The sequence below is a fragment of the Streptomyces sp. bgisy130 genome, assembly GCF_057708345.1.
In genome coordinates this window covers 561,448-581,113 of record NZ_JBYISA010000001.1, presented here as the reverse complement: position 1 = coordinate 581,113, position 19,666 = coordinate 561,448, and the positions used below count along the sequence as shown (strand labels likewise).

The window sequence follows — 19,666 nt, the reverse complement described above, 5'->3', positions numbered from 1 at the left end:
GTCAAACTCCCGTCGTCTGCCCGAAGGGCAGGCCCCGCGGCGTCTGGTGCGTGCGATCGCAAGGCGGAGGGTCGTCCTCGTAGTGGGTCTACGTGGACGATCCGACAACGCAGCGAGCGTGCGTGCCAGGCGTCGCGGGGCAGGCGGGAGTTTGACGACAGGCCCTAGGGTGCGGCGATCCCGACCAGCCCCGCCAGGGCCTCCCGGTGCCGCCCCGGCGAGCCGAGGGCGAGCTCATCGCTCTTGGCCCGCTTGAGGTACAGATGCGCCGGGTGCTCCCAGGTCATGCCGATGCCGCCGTGCAGCTGGACGCACTCCTCGGCGGCGCGAACCGCCACCGGCGCGCAGTACGCCTGGGCCACGGCCACCGCCACCGCGGCGTCGGGGCTGTCGGTGGCGAGGGCGTCGGCGGCGTTCCGGGCGGCGGCGCGGGCCGAGGCCACGTCCAGCCAGAGGGCGGCCATCCGGTGCTTGAGCGCCTGGAACGAGCCGACGGGGCGGCCGAACTGGGTGCGCTCGGCGGTGTGCCGCACGGTTTCGGTCAGACACCATTCGGCGATGCCCAGCTGCTCCGAGGCGAGCAGTCCGGCGCCGGTGAGCAGGGCGCGGTCGACGGTGGCACTGGCGCGGTCCCCGGTGGCCAGGAGGCGGCCGGGGGCACCGTCGAAGGTGAGGTGGCCCAGGGGGCGGGTGAGGTCGAGCGGGGTGACGGTCTCGGTGCGCACCCCGCCCGCCGAGGGGTCCACCGCGTAGAGGGCCGGTCCGTCGGGTCCCTGGGCCGGGACGAGCAGGAGCTCGGCGGCCGCGGCATCGGCGACCGAGGTCACCCGGCCGGTCAGGGCGCCGCCGGCATCGGCCCGTACGGACGCCGGACCGGACAGCCCGCCGGGGGCGGTGGGCAGCGGGACGGCGAGCACGCCGACGGTGCGGCCCTCGGCCAGCGCGGCGAGCGACGCGGCGACGTCCCCGCGGCCGTGCTCGCAGCCGAGCAGGGCGGTCACCGCGAGGACCGCGCTGGTCAGATAGGGGACGGGGGCGACGGCGCGGCCGGTCTCCTCCAGCACCACGGCGGCTTCCCGGGCGGTCGCGCCCGCGCCGCCGAGCTTTTCGGGCACCAGCAGGCCCGCGGTGCCGATCTCCGCGGCGAGGGAGTGCCACAGGCCGGTGTCGTAGGCGACGTCCGACTCCAGGCCGGCGAGCACGGTGGCCGCATCGCCGCGGTCGGCGAGCAGCGACCGTACGGCGGCGCGCAGCGCGTCCTCGTCCTCGGAGTAGAGGAGGTCGGGGTCGGGCGCGGCGCCGGGCAGGGTGGTCCCGTCGTTCATCGGGGGAGGTCCTTCCACGCGACGTCCTTGTCGGTGCGCGGCTCGGGCGGCAGCCCCAGCACACGCTCGGCGACGATGTTGAGCAGCACTTCCGAGGTGCCCCCTTCGATGGAGTTCCCCTTGGCGCGCAGATAGCGGTAGCCGGCCTCGCGGCCGGTGAAGTCGACGCCGTCGGGCCGGCGCATCGTCCAGTCGTCGTAGGTCAGCCCGTCCTCGGCGAGGAACTCCACCTCCCAGCCGCTGATTTCCTGGGCGAGCCGGGCGAAGGCCAGCTTCATCCCGCTGCCCTCGGGGCCCGGCTGCCCCTTGGTGAGCTGCTGGCGCAGTCGTTCACCGGTCAGCCGGGCGACCTCGGCCTCCACCCACAGCTTCAGCAGCCGCTGGTGCAGGTCGTGGGTGCGCAGTTCGGGGCGGGCGCGCCAGTCGGCGGCGGCGACGCCGATCATGCCGCCCTCGCGGGGGATACGGGCGCCGCCGATGGCGACCCGCTCGTTCATCAGCGTGGTCTGGGCGACCTTCCAGCCCTCGCCGACCGCACCGAGACGGTGGGCGTCGGGGATCCGGACACCGGTGAGGAACACCTCGTTGAACTCGGCCTCGCCGGTGATCTGCCGCAGTGGACGCACCTCGACGCCGGGGTCGGTCATGTCGCACACGAAGTAGCTGATGCCGCGGTGCTTGGGGACGTCGGGGTCGGTGCGGGCGATCAGGATCGCCCAGCGGGCCAGATGTGCGCTGGACGTCCAGACCTTCTGGCCGTCGACGATCCAGTCACCCCCGCTCCCGGTTTCTCCGCCGTCCTCCCGGACCGCGCGGGTCGCCAGCGCCGCCAGGTCGGAGCCGGCCCCGGGCTCGCTGAACAGCTGGCACCACACCTCCTCGCCGGTCCACAGGGGGCGCAGGAAGCGCTGCTTCTGCTCGTCGGTGCCGAAGCGCAGGATGGTGGGCGCGGCCATGCCCAGGCCGATGCCGATCCGGCCGGGGTCGTTGCCGGGGGCCCCGGCGGCCTCCAGTTCCTCGTCGACGACGGCTTGCAGGGAGCGCGGCGCGTCCAGTCCGCCGAGGCCCTTGGGGAAGTGGACCCAGGCGAGCCCGGCGTCGAAGCGGGCGCGCAGGAACTCCAGCCGGTCCGTGGTGGCCGGAGGATGGGCAGCGAGCAGCTCTGCGGTGCGGCGGCGCAGGTCAGCGGCGTCGGTCATCGGGCCTCCTCCGCTCCGGGGACCACCACGAGCCGGCCGACGGAGGTGCCGTCGGCGACCCGCTGCACGGCGTCGGCGGCCCCTTCCAGCGGGACACGTCCGCCGATCAGCGGCTTGATGACGCCCTGGGCGGCGAGCTTGGTGAGCTCCTCGTGGCAGGCGTCGATGGCGGCCGGGTCCTTGGTGTTGTACAGGCCCCAGTGGAGGCCCAGGATCGTGTAGTTCTTCACCAGCGCGTGGTTGAGCGCCGGGGTGGGGATGGCACCCCCGGCGAAGCCGACGACCACGATCCGGCCCTCGAAGGCGATGCACTTGACGGACTTGGCGTACGCTTCGCCGCCCACCGGGTCGTAGACCACGTCCGCGCCACGGCCGCCGGTGGCTTCCTTCACGGCGGCGACGAGGTCGTCGGAGCGCCGGTCGAGGACGACATCGCAGCCCAGTTCACGGGCGGTGCGGGCCTTGTCCGGGCCGCCCACCACACCGATGACCGTCGCGCCCGCGGCCTTGCCGAGCTGGACCGCGGCGCTGCCGACGCCGCCCGCCGCGGCATGCACCAGCAGGGTCTCGCCCGCCTGGAGCCGGGCCCGGCGGTGCAGTCCGAACCAGCCGGTCTGGTAGCCGATGTGCAGCGCGGCGGCCTCCGCGTCGTCCAGGGCCTCGGGGGCCGGGCGTACCGTCGCCGCGTCGACGACCACGAGTTCGGCGAAGCCGCCGTCCGGCAGCGGCGGCTGGGCCAGCACCCGCGCACCGGTCTCCCCGGTCGCGCCCTCCCCCACGGCGAGCACCTCGCCGCAGATCTCCACGCCCGGGGTGAACGGCAGCGGCGGCCGCACCTGGTACTGGCCGCGGCACAGCAGGGCGTCCGGGAAGTTGACGTTGGCGGCCCGCACCCGCAGCAGCAGCTGCCCCGGCCCCGGCTGCGGGTCCGGCACCTCCTCCAGCCGCATCACCGCACGCGGCTCACCGTTCGCGTGTACGCGCCATGCCTTCACCTGGTGCCTCCACAGACCTTGGGTACGCGGTGGAGCGGAGGGCACACCGGCCCCCTCGCCAGGCGACATACTAAGCGGTCGGTATCCCGTAGGGAACAGTCTCCGCCACTCCATCGCGCGGGCGCACCGCGGCGCGGGGCACACCGTCCGCGGCCGCGCCGGCTACCCGTCGCGGAGCGCGGACCAGAAGTCCGGGTCCTCGAACCCGAGCGCCCACAGGCCGGTGCCGCGCACCCCGTACTTCCTCAGCAGCGGCAGCTGCGCGCGGGCGCCGCGGCCGTCCTGGTACCAGACCTCGTGCTCCTCGCCGTCCTTGCGATAGGTGAAGTGCGGGGTGCCGGACACCTCGTCGAAGAGGTATTCCGCGTCCTCCCGTTCACGCAGTGCCTCGGCCTCTTTCCAGGTCACATGGGCCGCATGGCCGGTGACCCCGCTGATCCAGTCCCAGCCGTAGCCCGGGAAGGCCACCTCGATCTTGTGCCGGGGGACGGTGTCGGTGGCGTAGCGCAGGAACTCGTCGTACCAGTCCCTGGCGGACAGCGGGCCCGCGTCGCCACCGGACCAGTGCAGGTCGTAGCCCATGATGCGGAACCGGTCGGCGTACCGGCCGAGCCGCTCGTAGTCGAAGGCCTGGCCACTGCCGCGGACCCGGGCCAGCACCGTGACCACGCACTGCTTGTCGCGGTCGTGCAGCCGGGCGCACAGTTCCTTGACGAGCGCGTTGTAGCCGGTGCGCACCCGGTCGCGGTCCTCCCGGTCACCGCTGAGGGCCATCGCCTCGTAGTCCAGGTCGAGCCCGTCGTAGGAGCGGCTCTCGACCAGGTCCAGCAGCGTGTCGACATGGTCGCGCCGGCGCTGCGGGTCGTGCATCAGCTCGGCCATCTTCGCGGCGCCGAGGGTCTCGGTCACGGTGGGCACGACATCGATCCCGGCGTCGTGCAGTCCGTCGATGATGTCGCGCCGCCCGGCGCCCGTGTGCCCCTTGACGGTGGTGTCGGAGGAGGTCTCGTACCAGAAGGGGCTGACGGTGTGCAGCTGGGCGGCGTGCCGCAGCGCGTCGCGGTAGGCGGCGTCGACATCGCCCCAGTAGGGCAGCCAGGCCGAGCCGGTCCGCCGGGCGCCCCTCGGGTCGTGGGCCGCCGCGGCCGCCGGGGTCCAGAGCGCGCCGAGCAAAGCCACGGTGAGCAGGAGCGCAAGCCCGGTGCGCGACCGGGTTCCTGATGCTTGATCCATTCACCGAGCGCTACCCGGTCCGATTGCTGACGTACCGTCAGTTCGACCGAACGGACGCGGGCGGGGCGGGCGGCCGCCCTACGGGTCAGCCCTTAGGTGCGCCCGGCCCGCTGCTGGGCGTCCCGCAGGGTCTCGGACGGGGTGGCCCAGCGGGCCCGGACGACCCGGAAACCGGCCTCCTCGCAGGCGTCACAGACGAGTTCATCGTCGTCGACGACATGGCGGATCTCCCGGTCGCGGGCGATCCGGCGCAGGATCTCCAGCTTGGTGTGCCGCGCCGGGCGCCGGTCATGGTTGGGGCGCATCCACAACGTCCCCTCGGGCAGGCCGTGTTGGGCGAGCCAGGCCACGGTGTCCCGGCGGCAGCGCTCCGGACGGCCCGTCAGATAGACGACCTTGCAGTCCTCGGTGCTGCGCAGCGCCAGGGCCACCCCCTCGGCGAGGTGGGGGCACCTCCCATGCCCTTAAGGCATGGGGGAGGGTCCTCGGTGGCCGCCGCGAAGAAGGCCCGCCAGTCACGCGGGGTGCGCCGCAGCAGATGCCGGCGGTGACCGGAGTCCGCGAGTGTGCCGTCCAGATCGAAGACCGCCAGGGGGCGCGTCGTCATGCCGTTGTCGTCCTCTTCCGTCGCTGCCGGCCACCGGACCCCTCGGGCGAGGTGACCGCGATCCGGCCGGATTCGATCCCCCGTGCGAGGGAGAGGCGATCGTACGCGATATCGGCACAGGTCGCGGTGTCCATCCGCAGCCGGATGTCGGGGTGCTCGGCCGGGCCGTCCGCATATCCGGGCCCGCCGTCCGGGTCGTCGCCGACTGCCGACCCGTCGCCACTCAGGACGACATGGAACTCGCCCTCGTCGAGGGCGATATCGATGATCTCGGTGCCGTCCGTGAAGTACCGGGCCAGCCTCGTCATGAGGGGCACCGCGAACCAGTGGGCCCGTAGCGCGTCCGTCGGGCGCCGCTCGCCGAGGGCGGGGGCGCCCCAGTCGGCGAGGGCGGTGAGCGCGGGCAGCAGTGCGCGCCCGCGGGCGGTGAGCGCGTAGACGAAGGCGGCGCCGGGCGGGGCGAGCCGGCGGCGGGTGACCAGGCCGTCCCGTTCCATGTCCTTGAGCCGGGAGGCGAGCATGTCGGTGCTGACGCCCGGCAGGTCGGCGTGCAGATCGGTGTAGCGCCGGGGGCCGCCCAGCAGTTCGCGGACGATCAGGAGCGTCCAGCGGTCGCCGACGGCATCCAGGGCCCGGGCGACGGCGCAGTACTGGTCATAACTTCGGCGCGGCATGACACCAAGCATAGACAGAGGTTGGACTTTCCAAGTACCGGCTTGGTAAAACCAAGTACGTTGTCACGAATGCTGCCGCGCCGCGCGGTGAGCGAGGTACCGGGAGGCCACCGCATGCAGTTCAAGCAGTCCAGCAAGATGGCCGACGTCTGCTACGAGATCCGCGGGCCGGTGATCGAGCACGCGGACGCGCTGGAGGAGGCGGGCCACAGCGTGCTGCGGCTGAACACCGGCAATCCGGCGCTGTTCGGCTTCGAGTGCCCCGAGGAGATCCTTCAGGACGTGATGCGCAATCTGTCCCGCGCACACGGCTACACGGAGTCCCGCGGCATCCTCTCGGCCCGCCGCGCGGTCGCCCAGCACTACCAGCAGAGCGGCCTGCCCGACGTCGGCGTGGACGACATCTACCTCGGCAACGGCGTGTCCGAACTCGTCTCGATGGCCGTGCAGGCCCTCCTCGACGACGGTGACGAGGTCCTCATCCCGGCCCCGGACTTCCCGCTCTGGACGGCGGTCACCTCGCTCGCCGGCGGCAAGCCCGTGCACTATCTCTGCGACGAGTCCGCGGACTGGCTGCCGGACCTCGACGACCTCGCCTCGAAGATCACCGACCGGACCCGGGCGATGGTCATCATCAACCCCAACAACCCCACCGGCGCGGTCTATCCGCGCGAGCTGCTCGACGGCATGCTCGATCTCGCCCGGCGCCACGGGCTGATGGTCTTCGCCGACGAGATCTACGACCGGATCCTGTACGACGGCGCGGTGCACCACCACGCCGCGGTCCTCGCTCCCGACCTGGTCTGTCTGACCTTCAGCGGACTGTCCAAGTCCTCCCGCGTGGCTGGATTCCGCTCCGGCTGGCTGGTGGTCTCCGGCCCCAAGCAGCACGCGGCCGACTATCTGGAGGGCCTGGGCACCCTCGCCTCCATGCGGCTGTGCCCCAACGCCCCCGCCCAGTACGCCATCCAGGCCGCGCTCGGCGGCCGGCAAAGCATCCAGGACCTGGTGCTGCCGGGCGGCCGGCTGCACGAGCAGCGCGACCGGGCCTGGGAGCGGCTGAACGAGATCCCGGGCGTCTCCTGCGTCAAGCCCAAGGGCGCGCTCTACGCCTTCCCCCGCCTCGACCCGGCCGTGCACAAGATCCACGACGACGAGAAGTTCGTCCTCGACCTGCTGCTGCGGGAGAAGATCCAGGTCGTCCAGGGCACCGGCTTCAACTGGCCGCGCCCGGACCACTTCCGCATCCTCACCCTCCCGCACGCCGATGACCTGGACGCGGCGATCAGCCGGATCGGACGCTTCCTGGCGGGCTACCGCCAGTGACACCCGGCGGCCGCCCGCACCGGCCGCCGGTCCGTTCGGGCCGCCCGGGTGACAAACCGCGCCCCGCCCCGCACTCACTCGAACGGTCGTACCCCTTCCCGGGCCCCGTCCGCCGCCCGCCGATACGGTCCCCGGGCCGTGCGGCGGGCAGGAAGGCCGTCCTGGCGCCGAGGAGGCGCCGCGGCACCTCGGGTGGTCTCCGGGCCCCGGTCCTCCCCCTCGCCCGGTGGGCGCCCGCTCCGCCGTCCGCCGGCCGAACGCGCTCTTGAGCGCATCGCCCGCAGCAGATTAGGTGGAGGGCGGCAATCCTGCCGTCACCCCACAAGGGAGAGGGATTCGATGCCCGTACGACCTGCGGTATCGGAAGCGGAACTGGAAGCTCACCTGCGCGGAATATGCTTCAAGACGGGCCCTCCGCGCCGTATCGGCGTCGAGATCGAATGGCTGGTCCATGATGCGCGCAACCCCCGATGTCCGGTCGAACCCGCCCGGCTGAAGAGCGCGGTCACCGCCCTGCGCGCGCTCCCCCTCACCTCTCTGCTGACCTTCGAACCCGGCGGCCAGCTGGAGCTCAGTTCGCAGCCCGCCACCTCCCTCACCGACTGCATCGAGGCCGTCACCGCCGATCTCGCGCAGGTCCGGCCCGCCATGCTGGCCATGGGCCTGGGCCTGGCCGGCCACGGCCACAATCCCTGGCACCCCCCGCGGCGGGTCCTGACCGACCCCCGCTACAACGCCATGGAGACCTACTTCGACCGCTGGGGCTCCGCCGGGCGGTCCATGATGTGTGCCACCGCGTCCGTGCAGGTGTGTGTGGACGCCGGCCACGAGGAGCCGGGACCGCTCGGATACAGCCGGCGCTGGCTGCTGGCCCATCTGCTGGGCGCCGTACTGGCCGCGGCGTTCGCCAACTCGCCGATCAGCGAATCCTGCCCGACGGGCTACCGCACCACCCGCCAGGTCATCTGGTCGCAGCTCGACCCGGCCCGTACGCTCGCCCCGCCCCCGGGACCGGATCCGCGCACCGCCTGGGCGCGCTATGTCCTCGACGCACCCGTGATGTGCGTCCGCTCCGAGGACGGCCACTGGGACGCTCCGGAGGGGCTCACCTTCCGCGAGTGGATCCGTACCGGCGTCCCCAGGCCGCCCACCCAGGAGGATCTGGACTACCACGTCACCACGCTCTTCCCACCGGTACGGCCGCGCGGCCATCTGGAGCTGCGCATGATCGACGCGCAGTCGGGCGACGCCGGCTGGATCGTGCCGCTGGCCGTCACGGCCGCGCTGTTCGACGATCCGGAGGCCACCGAGCGGGCGTACCGCATCGTCAAACCCCTCGCGGAGACGGCCGGTTCGCGCCCCGCGCCGCGCAATCCGCTGTGGCGGCACGCCGCCCGCGCCGCGCTGACCGACCCGGAGCTGCACACCGCCGCGGTGGCCTGTTTCGCCGCCGCGCAGGAAGCCCTGCCGCGCCTCGGGGCCTCGCCCGAGGTGCGCGCGGCGGTCGCGGCGTTCACCGAACGCTATGTGACACGCGGCCGCTGCCCCGCGGACGACCATCTCGACGCCCTGTACGCCGCGGAGGGCGATCTCATCGTTGGGAAGGACAGCCAGTGACCCTCGATCCCGAGCTCCTGCGTGAGCGCGCGGCCTCGGCGCTGCTCGCCGCCCGCGACCGTACCCGCCTGCTGACCACCTGCGTCGAGCATCCCGACCTCGTCGCCCAGCACTCCCCGCTGATGTCCCCGCTCGTCTGGGACCTGGCACACATAGGCAACCAGGAGGAGCAGTGGCTGCTGCGCACCGTCGGCGGCCGTGACGCACTGCGCCCCGACATCGACTCCGTCTACGACGCCTTCGAGCACCCCCGGTCCGAGCGCCCCTCACTGCCGCTGCTGGCCCCCGACGAGGCTCACGGCTATGTCGCCGAGGTCCGCGGCCGGGTGCTGGACATCCTGGAGAGCGCCCCGCTGCACGGCGGTCCGCTGCTGGACGCCGGTTTCGCCTTTGGCATGATCGCGCAGCATGAGCAGCAGCACGACGAGACCATGCTCATCACGCACCAGCTGCGCACCGGCCCGGCCGTGCTCACCGCGCCCGAGCCGCCGCCCGCACCCGACGACCTCCTGCCGGCCGAAGTCCTGGTCCCCGGCGGCCCGTTCACCATGGGCACCTCCACCGAACCCTGGGCGCTGGACAACGAACGGCCCGCCCACCGCCGGCTGGTGCCCGCCTTCCTGATCGACACCACGCCGGTCAGCAACGGCGCCTACCAGCGGTTCATCGAGGCCGGCGGCTACGGGGAACGGCGCTGGTGGGCCGAGGCCGGCTGGGCGATGGTGCGGGAGCACAAGCTGCGCGCCCCGCTCTTCTGGAAGCGGGACGGCGGTCAGTGGCTGCGCCGGCGGTTCGGGGTGACCGAGCCGGTACCGCCGGACGAGCCGGTGCTGCATGTGAGCTGGTACGAGGCGGACGCCTACGCGCGCTGGGCGGGCCGGCGGCTGCCGACCGAGGCCGAGTGGGAGAAGGCCGCCCGCCATGACCCGGCGACCGGGCGGTCCCGGCGCTACCCCTGGGGCGACGAGGACCCCACCCCGGCGCATGCCAACCTCGGCCAGCGGCATCTGCGGCCCGCCCCCGTCGGCAGCTATCCGGACGGCCAGTCGCCGCTCGGTGTCCGGCAGTTGATCGGCGATGTGTGGGAGTGGACGGCGAGCGACTTCCTGCCGTATCCGGGCTTCGCCGCCTTCCCCTACCGGGAGTACTCCGAGGTGTTCTTCGGCGACGGCCACAAGGTGCTGCGCGGCGGTTCGTTCGGGGTCGACCCGGTCGCCTGCCGGGGCACCTTCCGCAACTGGGACCTGCCGGTCCGCCGGCAGATCTTCGCCGGGTTCCGGACCGCCCGGGACGCTGACCCGGCGGCGGTGGACGCATGAGGCCCGCGGCCCCGCCACACGGGGAGGCCGGTACCTGATGTGCCGTCATCTTGCCTACCTGGGACCGGAGCAGCCCTTCGGGCAGATACTGCTCGCCCCGCCGCACGGCCTCTACCGGCAGTCATGGGCGCCGCGCCGCCAGCGGCACGGCACGGTCAACGCCGACGGGTTCGGCGTCGGCTGGTACGCGCCCGGCGACCCGGTGCCCGCGCGCTACCGGCGGGCCGGGCCGATCTGGGGCGACGATCTGCTGCCCGACCTGGCGCGGGTGGTGCGCACCGGCGCGCTGCTGGCCGCCGTGCGGGACGCCACGGTGGCCGGGGCGGACGCCGAGGCCGCGGCCGCGCCGTATGCCACCGGCCGCTATCTGTTCAGCCACAACGGCGCGGTGGCCGGCTGGCCGGACGCGCTCGCCCCGCTGGCCGCCGAGCTGCCGCCGGAGGAGCTGCTGCGGCTGCCGGCCCGCTGCGACGCGGCGTTCCTGTGGGCGCTAGTGCTGCACCGGCTGGCGCGCGGCGACGAGCTCGGCGACGCGCTGGCCGGTACCGTCGCGGCGGTCGCCGGGGCCGCGCCCGGGTCCCGGCTCAATCTGCTGCTCACCGACGGCACCACCATCGCCGCCACCACCTGGGGCGACACGCTGTGTTATCTGGCCCTTCCCGAAGGCGGCACGGTCGTCGCCTCCGAACCGTACGACGATTCCCCCCACTGGACCGAGGTCCCCGACCGCACGCTGCTGCGCGCCACCCGGACCGAAGTCCACCTCACCCCGCTCAAGGAGCCCGCGACGTGAGCCCGCTCAGCATCACCCGCACCCTCCCTGCCGACGCCACCGCGGCCGCACTGCGCGCCGATGTCGCCCAGGGCCTGTCCCGTACCCCCAAGCAGCTGCCGCCGAAGTGGTTCTACGACGCCCGGGGCAGCGAGCTGTTCGAGGACATCACCAAGCTGCCCGACTACTACCCGACCCGGGCCGAGCGGGAGATCCTGCTCACCCGCGCCGATCACATCGCCACGGCCACCCAGGCCCGTACGCTGATCGAGCTGGGGTCCGGCTCCTCCGACAAGACCCGCCATCTCCTCGGCGCGCTGACCGGACTGCACACCTATCTGCCGATCGACGTCAGCGAATCCGCGCTGGCCGCGGCGGGCGAGGCGCTGCTCACCGAGCACCCCGGGCTGACCGTGCACGCGCTGGTCGCCGACTTCCAGCAGGGCATGGAACTCCCCGGGACGCCCGGCCCGCGGCTGCTCGCCTTCCTCGGCGGCACCATCGGCAATCTGCTCCCCGAGGAGCGCTCCGCGTTCCTGCACTCCGTGCACGCGATGCTGTCCCCGGGCGATGCCCTGCTGCTCGGCACCGACCTGGTCAAGGACGAGGCGACCCTGGTCACCGCCTACGACGATCCGCAGGGGGTCACGGCCGCGTTCAACAAGAACGTCCTGGAGGTCATCAACCGCGAGCTGGGCGGCGACTTCGACCCGGCGGACTTCGACCATGTCGCCCTGTGGAACGCCGGGCAGGAGTGGATCGAGATGCGGCTGCGGGCCCGTAAGGACCTGACCGCCAAGATCCCCGGAGTGGACCTGGCGGTGACCTTCGCGGCGGGCGAGGAGGTGCGCACCGAGGTCTCGGCCAAGTTCCGCCGGGAGGGCGTGCGCACCGAACTCGCGGCGGCGGGACTGGAGTTGAAGAACTGGTGGACGGACAGCGCGGACCGCTTCGCGCTGTCCCTGTCCTTCCGGGTCTGACAGCGGCGGCCGCCCGGCCGGCGTGCCCCTCGGGTCCGCCGGCCGGGTGCCCTGTTCGCACGCGATGTGGTTCGATGCCCCCCGACCACAGGTTCGCACCGGACGGCCGGTGCGCACGCACGCAGACTCGACGGGCAGGGGAAGCGGCATGGGGCTGGGACCGGGGCTGGATCGACGGGGATTCCTCAGGGGCGCGGCCGGACTGTCGGCCGCCGGGGTGCTGGCGGGCGCCGGCAGCGGGCAGTTCACGGCCGGTGCCGCCGAACGCCGGGCGTCCGCGGTGTCCGTGGCGGACTGGATGGCGGCGCTCGGCGACGGCACCCCGGTCCAGCGGCTGACGATCCCCGGCACCCATGACTCCGGGGCCCGGCTGGGCGGCCCCTGGGTGGCCTGCCAGAACACCTCCGTCGACGCCCAACTCGCCGCCGGCATACGCTTCCTGGACGTCCGCTGCCGGGCCATCGACAACGTTTTCGCCATCCATCACGGCGCCTTCTACCAGGAGCTGATGTTCGGCGATGTGCTCAACGCCTGCCGGGCGTTCCTCCGGGCGCACCCCTCCGAGACGGTGCTGATGCGGGTCAAGCAGGAGTACTCGGAGGTCTCCGCCGAGGAGTTCCGCCGGATCTTCGGCATCTACCTGGACGACAAGGGCTACCGGTCGCTGTTCCGGCTGGACGCCGGGCTGCCGACGCTGGGTCAGGCCCGCGGCCGGGTCGTGCTGCTGGCGGACTCCGAGGGCCTGGGCGGGGTCCGCTACGCCGATCCGCAGCTGTTCGACATCCAGGACGACTACATGGCGGAGCCGTTCGGGAAGTACCCGAAGATCGAGGCCCAGTTCCGCAAGGCCGTCACCCAGCCCGGCAAGCTGTTCGTCAACTACGTCAGCACCGCCGCCCTGCTCCCGCCCCGCTCCAATGCGGACCGCCTCAACCCGCAGGTCAAGAAGCTGCTGACGGGCTCGGAAGGGAGCGGCTGGACCGGCCTGGGCATCGTGCCGATGGACTTCCCGAACGAGACCGGCCTGGCCGAGACGCTGATCGGGCACAACCTCGCGGGGCGGCGGCTGCGGCGCGCGGCCTGAGGGCGGCCGGCGGGCCCGACGGTCCGCCATTGGTCACCCGACCGGCCTAAGGAGCGGCGGGCGGGCCGTAGTCTCACCACACCCGCTGCGACCGGCCCGCCGGACCCGCGGATTCCGGGTTCTGCCGGGTGCCCCGGTGCGGGTTTTCCGGCTCCCCGCACCGCTCCTGCGGAATGAGGCGGCCGGGTGAACCAACCACAGCGGCCACCCCTGCATCAGACTGGGTGAAATGTCTGGATCCGGTGTCGCCCCTGCGTACAGGGGGTGCCGCCGGCTGATGTGGGGAGGCGGCGGCTGGTGGAGACGAGCGAACCCGGGACCGTGCCGGCGGACCGCGCCGACGGGGCGGCCGAGGACGCCGGAGTACCGGCGGCCGAGCTCTGCCCGGGTCACGGCGGGGCGGCGTGCACCGGCCGCGGCCGGGACGGCGTTCCGCTGCGGGTGACCCTGGCGCTCGGCGTGCTGACCGTGGTCGTGGGCAGCACGGTCCTGGCGCTGGGCTCCCCGTCCCGCGATCCGTTCCTGGCCCCCGGGGACACCGCCACCGGCTCCTACTCGGCGGCCCGGGCAGACGGCGACCAAGCCGCCGCCTCGGTGCTCGCCGGGCCCTACCAGGAGCGGCCCGGCCCACCGGTGGCCGCCGCACGGCACGACAGCGTCATGGCGTCCCCGCTGTCCCGGTCCCGGCCGCTGCTGGCCGCCCCGGCGGCCCCCTCGCCGGCGATCGGCGCGCTCTTCTCCCCCGACGACGAGGGCAAACCCGTCCACCACTGCACGGCCAGCGTGGTGCAGTCCCCGGCGGGCGACCTGATCGCCACCGCGGCGCACTGTGTGCACGACGAGGGCTTCCGCACCCGGCTGGTGTTCGCGCCCGGTCTGCACGACGGCATAGCGCCGTACGGCCTGTGGGTGCCCACCCGGATCCATGTCGATCCGCGCTGGATCCACGACCGGGACCCCGACCACGATGTGGCGTTCCTGCGGGTGCGCCGGGCGGGCCGGGCCGGCGGCCGGATAGCGGACGTCACCGGCGCCGAACGCATCCGCTTCGACACACCGGCCGGGCGCCCGGCGCAGCTGACCGGCTATCCCGAGGACCGGGACATACCGGTCAGCTGCCGGCACACGGCGGACGCCCAGGGCCCGGCCCAACTCCGTTTCAGCTGCCCGGGGTTCCCGAACGGGACCAGCGGCGGGCCGATGCTCACCGACCTCGATCCGGCCACCGGGACCGGCGCGCTGATCGGTGTGATCGGCGGTCTGGACGAGGGCGGTGACGACCTCGTCTCGTACAGCAGCCGGTTCGGCCCGGACGTGGCCGCGCTCTACCGGCGGGCGACCGCGCAGCCGGGACCGCGGCCCCCGCGGGCCGGCACCCGGACCGCCGCGTCCGGCGTCAGGCCCCGCGCGGCACCACGGTCTTGAGGACGGACGGCAGCGGATACCAGTCCGCGGTGGCGAAGCTCGCATGGGCGGCGGCGAGTTGCCGGACCCGGGCCAGCGCCTGGGCCTCGGTCGGGCGGGTGCCGTCGATGGCCGGCGGCACATTGTGGGCGTCGGTCATGATCAGCAGGTAGTGCCGGGTGTCGTACCAGGCGGTGTCGATACTGCCGTTCAGATAGGTCGCGGCGTCACCGTCGAAGACCACGAACCAGGGGCGCAGCGCCGGGTCCGCATAGCGCTCGCGGGGGTCGCCGGGGGCGGCGCCGTGCACCGCGGGGAAGGCCGTCGACCGGTCCAGTTTCCCTTGTGCCGCGAGGTTCTTGAGGTGGCCGGCGTACTCCACGTCCGTCCACAGCTTGTCGAACGGGTTCTTCTCCTCGACGGTGCCGGGTATCAGCTCGATCAGGAACTTACCGGCCAGGTCGGCGCGGGAGGGCCAGCCGCCGGCCCGCACCGCCTCGTCGGGCGTGGCGTGCCCGGCGGTGAGATCGCCGGGGCCGTAGACGGCGTCGCCCAGCTTCTCGCGCACCAGCGCGTCGAACTCGGCGGGTCCGCGGCCGCCCTTGGCGTTGAAGCCGTCCTTCATCTCGATCTTGAACAGAATCGGACGGTGGCCGGGGTGCGCGTCGTGCCAGGCCCGCACATCGGCGAGACACCCGGCGAAGTCCTGGTCGCGGTCCTTGGTGCGCAGCTCCGAGGGGTTCGCGGCGCCCTCGCAGTTGCTGCTGTTCCCCAGTGGGTTACTGTGCGAGACCCGGAAGGACCGGCCGAACCCGTTGGTCCAGAGGTCGAGTTCGAGCAGTGCGGCGCCGGAGTCCAGGGCATCCGCGAAGTACGGGTACTTCTCCTTCTCATAGGCGTTGTGGACGCCCACGGACGTGCTGGTGCCGTATGTCGTGCCGGCCGGCTCGGCGCCCGCCGGCACGGTCGTCGCGAGCACCGCCGCCGCCGCGACGGCGACCGTTCCCACACACCGCTTTCCGTTCATGTGCCCCGCTTCCCCTAGGTCTCCGGCCGTCCGGCCATGCGCCCAACGGCCGATCGACCGGTCGGTCACCCGGTCGATCGGGGAGCAGCGTACGGGAGTTGAGGGCCAGGGGGCGCACGGGGCGGCTGACGGATAAGCAAAGATCGGACCACACCACCGACTCGGGGAGGACCCATGTCCGACAAAAGCTCCACCAACCGGATACCGCACACCGGACTGCCGCTCGCGGCCGCCACCCTCACAGGCATCGTCGCGCTCTACATCGCCCTCGTCGCCTTCGGAAATATCACCGACTTCGGCACCAACCAGGAGTTCGTCCGGCATGTCCTGGCCATGGACACCACGTTCAAGGATCCGGACCTGATGGGCCGGGCCATCACCTCACGAACGTGGCAGGACGCCGCCTATCTCGGCATCATCGCCTGGGAGACGCTCGCCGCCCTGGTACTGATCGTGGCGACCGGGCTGTGGGCCCGGGGCATGCGACGCCGGGACCGTCTCGCCCGGGCTCGGCTGGTCAGCACCGTCGGCCTGCTGATGCTCCTCCTCCTCTTCGGTGCGGGCTTCCTCGCCATCGGCGGCGAGTGGTTCTCCATGTGGCAGTCCAAGACCTGGAACGGCCTGGAGGCGGCCACCCGCAATGTGACCCTCGCCGGGATCGCCCTGCTGGTCGTCCACCTCCCGGGAGCGGCCGGAGGGGGCAGCGCCGAGGCCGAGGGGGGCGGAGAAGCGTCCTAGGGGTTGTCCCGTTGGGCGCCCCCGCACCGGGGAAGCGATGCGCCGGCCCGTCAGCCGGTTGTCGCCGTCGGCCGAAGCCCCACGCGGGGCGGCGAAAGCGCCGCCCCGCGGGTCCCGCGACGGCCCTCAGCCCGCCGCGTACACATCCTCGATGTAGCGGCCGGAGGCGGTCAGTTCGCGCAGCCAGGTCTCGGATTCCTGGGGGGAGGCGCCGGTGCGGGCTCCGTGCAGGTCACGGAAGGCGGCCCGTACGCCGGGGGCCATCCGGCTGCCGTCGCCGCAGACGTACACCCGCGCGCCGGCCGCCAGCAGCTCCCAGACCTCGGTGGCCTCGGCGGCGATCCGGTGCTGGACGAAGCGGTGGCCGTTTTCGGGGCGCTCGCTGAAGACGGGGCGTACGGAGATGGCGCCGGCGGCTTCGGCCGCGGTGAACTCGGCGGCGTGCAGGAAGTCGGCGGTGGGGTCGTCGCAGCCGAAGTAGAGCCGGGCGGGGGACCGCCGGCCCGCGGCGACGCGGTCGGCGACGGCGCCGCGGAAGGGCGCGAGGCCGGTGCCCGCCGCGACCAGGATGACGGGGGTGTCATCGGCCGGGTCGAGGCGGAAGGCTTCACGGCAGGGCTGGACGCGGGCCAGTACGGTGTCGCCGGGCCGCACACCGTGCAGATAGGTCGAGCCGGTGCCGCCGGGCAGCAGCGAGACCATCAGGTCGGCGTGCCGGGCGTCGGTGGCGGGCGAGGACGACAGCGAGTAGTGCCGGGTGCGCAGCGGCGGCAGCAGCTCCAGCAGCACCGGCCAGGGCAGCGCCCCGCGCAGCGCCGGGTGGTCCTCGATCAGCTCGATCAGGGTGCGCGGGTCGTCCTCGGCGAGGGTCTCCAGGGCCTGGCGCTCGGGCGGGCAGGGGTTGCGGGCGGCGAGCACGGCGGCCTGTTCGGGCGTCGGCCGCATCCCCAGCTCCAGGTGGTGGGTGAGCAGCTGCCGCACCGTCAGGGGCCGGTCGACCGGCAGGGTGTCGCGTCCGGCGCGGCGGCCGGCGTGCAGCGCGAGGACGGTGTCCGGGTCGGCGCCCAGGGCCCGGGCGGCCCGCTCGACGGCGGCCGGGGCGTTGACCGGCAGCACCGCGAGGTGGTCGGCCGTGCGGTAGGTGACGCCGTCCGGCAGGGCGATCCGCAGGAAGCGCTTGGGCCGCGGCCACTCCGGGGCGGTGAGGTCGTGGGCCTCGGTGACGGTCATCGGGACGAGGTCATGGCGGGCGGCGAGGGCGTCCAGCGGGCCGCCGGTGATCTCGGTGACGGTGTAGCCGGTGTCCTGCCCGGACGACGCGGCGGCGCCGATGGTGGCTGGGTCGCCGTACCGCGTCAGCAGCTCGGTGCGCAGTGCCGCGGTGAACTCCTTGACGGTGCCGCCGAGGTCGCCGGAGGCATCGGCCTCGGCGCGCGGCAGCAGCCGGTGGGCGCCGAGCGCGGCGAGCCGGTCGTCGATCAGGGTGGGGATGTGCTGGTAGGTGGCGGCCCAGTTGCGGTCACCGACACCGAGCACGGCGAACGGCAGGTCCGCGGCGGCGCCGTCCTGCGCGGTGTTCAGCCACTGGACGAAGGCGGCCGCGTCGTCGGTGGGCTGGCCGTTGTAGGAGGCGGCGACGATGACGACCGGGCAGTCGGCGGGCAGCGCACCGGCGTGGGCGTCCAGCGGCGCCACATCGGCGGCGAAGCCGAGTCCGGTGGCCTCGTCAGCGAGCCGCTCGGCGAACTCGCGGCAGGTGCCGTAGTTGCTGCCGTGCAACAGCAGCAGTCCGGTGCCCTGGGGGACGCGGGTCGGCAGGCCCTCGTCGGTGGCCGGGTCGTTCCCGGTGCCGTCGGCGCCGCCGGGGAGCACGGCCAGCGCGGCCCGGACCGCGGCCCGGTCGGCGGGCGTCCGGGCGGCGAGGGTGAGGGTGAACCCGTCGGGCTTGAGGGTCAGGGTCTCCTTGATGCGCAGCCGGTAGTCGCCGTGGTCGATCAGACGGTAGCGGTGGGCGAGGAGGGCGAGCAGCATGGTCGCCTCGTGGAGGGCGAACTGCCGCCCGATGCAGGCGCGTTCACCGGTACCGAAGGGCTTGTACGCGTGCGGGGAGCGGGCCGCCTCGGCCTCCGGGCTGAAGCGGGAGGGGTCGAACAGCTCGGGGTTGTCGCCCCACACGGGGTCGCGGTGCAGCATCGGGGTGAGCACCGTGATCAGCTGCCCTGCCTGCACCGGGTAGCGGCCGCCGAGCAGGGTGTCCTCGTGGGCCTGCCGGGTGAAGGCGGCGGCGGTGGGCCACAGCCGCAGCGCCTCGTTGAGGACCTGCCGGGTGAACGGCAGCCGTCCGATGTCCTCGAACGAGGGGTCGGGGTCGGCCTGGTCGCCCCACAGCTCGTCGGCCTCACGCTGGACCATGCGCAGCGCGAGCGGGTCCTTGAGCAGGTGGTAGAGGGCGAAGGAGAGCGCGCCGGAGGTGGTTTCGTGGCCGGCGATGAGGAAGGTGATGACCTGGTTGCGGATGTTGGCGAGGTCCAGGGTGGGGCCGTCGCCCGCCGCGCCGTCCTCCTGCCCCCGGGCGCCGAGCATCAGGCCGAGCAGATCGTCGTCGCCGTTCTCACCGCTCGCCGTGCGGGCGGCGATGACCTCGTCGACAACCGACGCGAGATAGTCGGCGTCCGCCTGGAAGGCCGCGTCCGCCGCGGAGTGGTCGGCGTCGGGGTCGCGGGAGAACTTCGCACCGCTCCATTGGAGGCAGCGCACCATGGCCTCGACGAACGGGTGCGGGGTGTCGCCGCGGGAGAACGACTCGAAGTCGAAGCCGAAGCCGGCCAGTCCGATGGTGTCCAGCGTCATCCGGGTCATGTCCTCGGCGACCTGGACGGGGGTGCCGTCGGCGACCCGCCGGTCCCAGGCGGCCATGACCCGGCGCGCGACCTTGAGCATCGCCGGGTGGTACGTACGCATCGAGCCGAGCGCGAAGGCCGGCATCAGGACCTCGTGCGCCTTGGCCCAGTTCGGCTCGTCGTTGTAGGCGGTGAACAGACCGTCACCGGCGAACTCTCTGACGTTCTCCAGGATCACCGACACACCCTTGCTGAAGCGGGATTCGTCGGCGACCTCGGTGACCAGGTCGAGCGCGGAGACGAACAGCGTCTCCCGCTCGCCGAGCTTGCGCTTGAAGACCGGGCCGTGGATCCGGGCGAGGTCCATGGACTGCTGGAGGGGCGTGTGGGTGAGCCCGGTGTCCGTCAGGTCGGCCACCGGAATGCCGTCATCGGCGGCGCGTTCGTCGCTGTGGAGCGCGAGGGTGTCGGTCATGTCTCCAGCGTGCGCGCCCCCGTGCGCAGGTGACGCCCGGACAACTGCATG

General features: G+C 73.1%; 15 protein-coding genes and 1 pseudogene. 8 read left to right on the top strand and 8 right to left on the bottom strand.

Annotation, left to right across the window (positions count from 1 at the left end):
* Positions 1-164 precede the first annotated feature (164 nt).
* The 6 genes and pseudogenes from AC3EUV_RS02715 to AC3EUV_RS02690 all read right to left on the bottom strand — a co-directional run bounded on the left by AC3EUV_RS02715 (position 165) and on the right by AC3EUV_RS02690 (position 6,033).
* Positions 165-1,325, bottom strand: a complete 1,161-nt coding sequence (locus AC3EUV_RS02715; protein WP_432140722.1) for an acyl-CoA dehydrogenase family protein — start codon at positions 1,323-1,325, stop codon at positions 165-167.
* A complete protein-coding gene (locus tag AC3EUV_RS02710; RefSeq protein WP_432140721.1) occupies positions 1,322-2,524 on the bottom strand; it encodes an acyl-CoA dehydrogenase family protein in 1,203 nt (400 codons plus the stop codon). Before AC3EUV_RS02710 ends, AC3EUV_RS02715 begins: the two co-directional genes overlap by 4 nt.
* Positions 2,521-3,519, bottom strand: coding sequence for an NADPH:quinone oxidoreductase family protein (locus tag AC3EUV_RS02705; protein WP_432140720.1), 999 nt, complete (start codon positions 3,517-3,519; stop codon positions 2,521-2,523). Before AC3EUV_RS02705 ends, AC3EUV_RS02710 begins: the two co-directional genes overlap by 4 nt.
* Before the next feature lie 162 nt (positions 3,520-3,681).
* Positions 3,682-4,752, bottom strand: a complete 1,071-nt coding sequence (locus AC3EUV_RS02700) for a glycosyl hydrolase family 18 protein (RefSeq protein ID WP_435602042.1) — start codon at positions 4,750-4,752, stop codon at positions 3,682-3,684.
* A gap of 92 nt (positions 4,753-4,844) precedes the next feature.
* Positions 4,845-5,359: pseudogene (locus tag AC3EUV_RS02695) on the bottom strand (phosphatase domain-containing protein).
* On the bottom strand, positions 5,356-6,033 hold the full coding sequence (locus AC3EUV_RS02690) for a winged helix-turn-helix transcriptional regulator (protein WP_435602040.1): 678 nt from the start codon (positions 6,031-6,033) through the stop codon (positions 5,356-5,358). The pseudogene AC3EUV_RS02695 and the gene AC3EUV_RS02690 overlap by 4 nt, the downstream one beginning before the upstream one ends.
* A gap of 114 nt (positions 6,034-6,147) precedes the next feature.
* Between AC3EUV_RS02690 and AC3EUV_RS02685 the strand changes: the two genes are divergently transcribed.
* The 7 genes from AC3EUV_RS02685 (at position 6,148) to AC3EUV_RS02655 (ending at position 14,556) form a co-directional block, all read left to right on the top strand.
* Complete coding sequence (locus AC3EUV_RS02685; RefSeq protein WP_432140717.1) at positions 6,148-7,359, top strand: pyridoxal phosphate-dependent aminotransferase; 1,212 nt, start codon at positions 6,148-6,150, stop codon at positions 7,357-7,359.
* A gap of 339 nt (positions 7,360-7,698) precedes the next feature.
* Positions 7,699-8,976, top strand: a complete 1,278-nt coding sequence (gene egtA, locus AC3EUV_RS02680; RefSeq protein WP_435602038.1) for an ergothioneine biosynthesis glutamate--cysteine ligase EgtA — start codon at positions 7,699-7,701, stop codon at positions 8,974-8,976.
* The gene (egtB, locus tag AC3EUV_RS02675) at positions 8,973-10,295 is read left to right on the top strand and encodes an ergothioneine biosynthesis protein EgtB (RefSeq protein ID WP_432140715.1); all 1,323 of its coding nucleotides are present in this window, start codon (positions 8,973-8,975) and stop codon (positions 10,293-10,295) included. The genes egtA and egtB overlap by 4 nt, the downstream gene beginning before the upstream one ends.
* A 37-nt stretch (positions 10,296-10,332) precedes the next feature.
* Entirely contained in the window at positions 10,333-11,088 is a 756-nt protein-coding gene (gene egtC, locus AC3EUV_RS02670; protein WP_435602036.1) for an ergothioneine biosynthesis protein EgtC, read from the top strand.
* A complete protein-coding gene (gene egtD, locus AC3EUV_RS02665; RefSeq protein ID WP_435602034.1) occupies positions 11,085-12,047 on the top strand; it encodes an L-histidine N(alpha)-methyltransferase in 963 nt (320 codons plus the stop codon). Before egtC ends, egtD begins: the two co-directional genes overlap by 4 nt.
* 148 nt (positions 12,048-12,195) lie before the next feature.
* Positions 12,196-13,131 (top strand): phosphatidylinositol-specific phospholipase C, encoded by a 936-nt coding sequence (locus AC3EUV_RS02660; RefSeq protein WP_432140712.1) that lies wholly within the window; start codon positions 12,196-12,198, stop codon positions 13,129-13,131.
* Positions 13,132-13,428: 297 nt separating this feature from the next.
* Complete coding sequence (locus AC3EUV_RS02655; RefSeq protein ID WP_435602033.1) at positions 13,429-14,556, top strand: trypsin-like serine peptidase; 1,128 nt, start codon at positions 13,429-13,431, stop codon at positions 14,554-14,556.
* Here AC3EUV_RS02655 and AC3EUV_RS02650 read toward each other — a convergent pair.
* A complete protein-coding gene (locus AC3EUV_RS02650) occupies positions 14,528-15,562 on the bottom strand; it encodes a phosphatidylinositol-specific phospholipase C domain-containing protein (RefSeq protein ID WP_432140710.1) in 1,035 nt (344 codons plus the stop codon). The two genes, AC3EUV_RS02655 and AC3EUV_RS02650, sit on opposite strands and share 29 nt — an antisense overlap.
* Before the next feature lie 174 nt (positions 15,563-15,736).
* Between AC3EUV_RS02650 and AC3EUV_RS02645 the strand changes: the two genes are divergently transcribed.
* Positions 15,737-16,300, top strand: a complete 564-nt coding sequence (locus tag AC3EUV_RS02645) for a DUF2165 domain-containing protein (RefSeq protein ID WP_432140709.1) — start codon at positions 15,737-15,739, stop codon at positions 16,298-16,300.
* A 126-nt stretch (positions 16,301-16,426) separates the two neighbouring features.
* On the opposite strand, the gene AC3EUV_RS02640 is transcribed toward AC3EUV_RS02645, so the two are convergent.
* Positions 16,427-19,615 carry a cytochrome P450 gene (locus AC3EUV_RS02640; RefSeq protein ID WP_435602032.1) on the bottom strand — a complete coding sequence of 1,063 codons (3,189 nt, stop codon included), beginning with the start codon at positions 19,613-19,615 and terminating at the stop codon, positions 16,427-16,429.
* Positions 19,616-19,666: the final 51 nt, after the last annotated feature.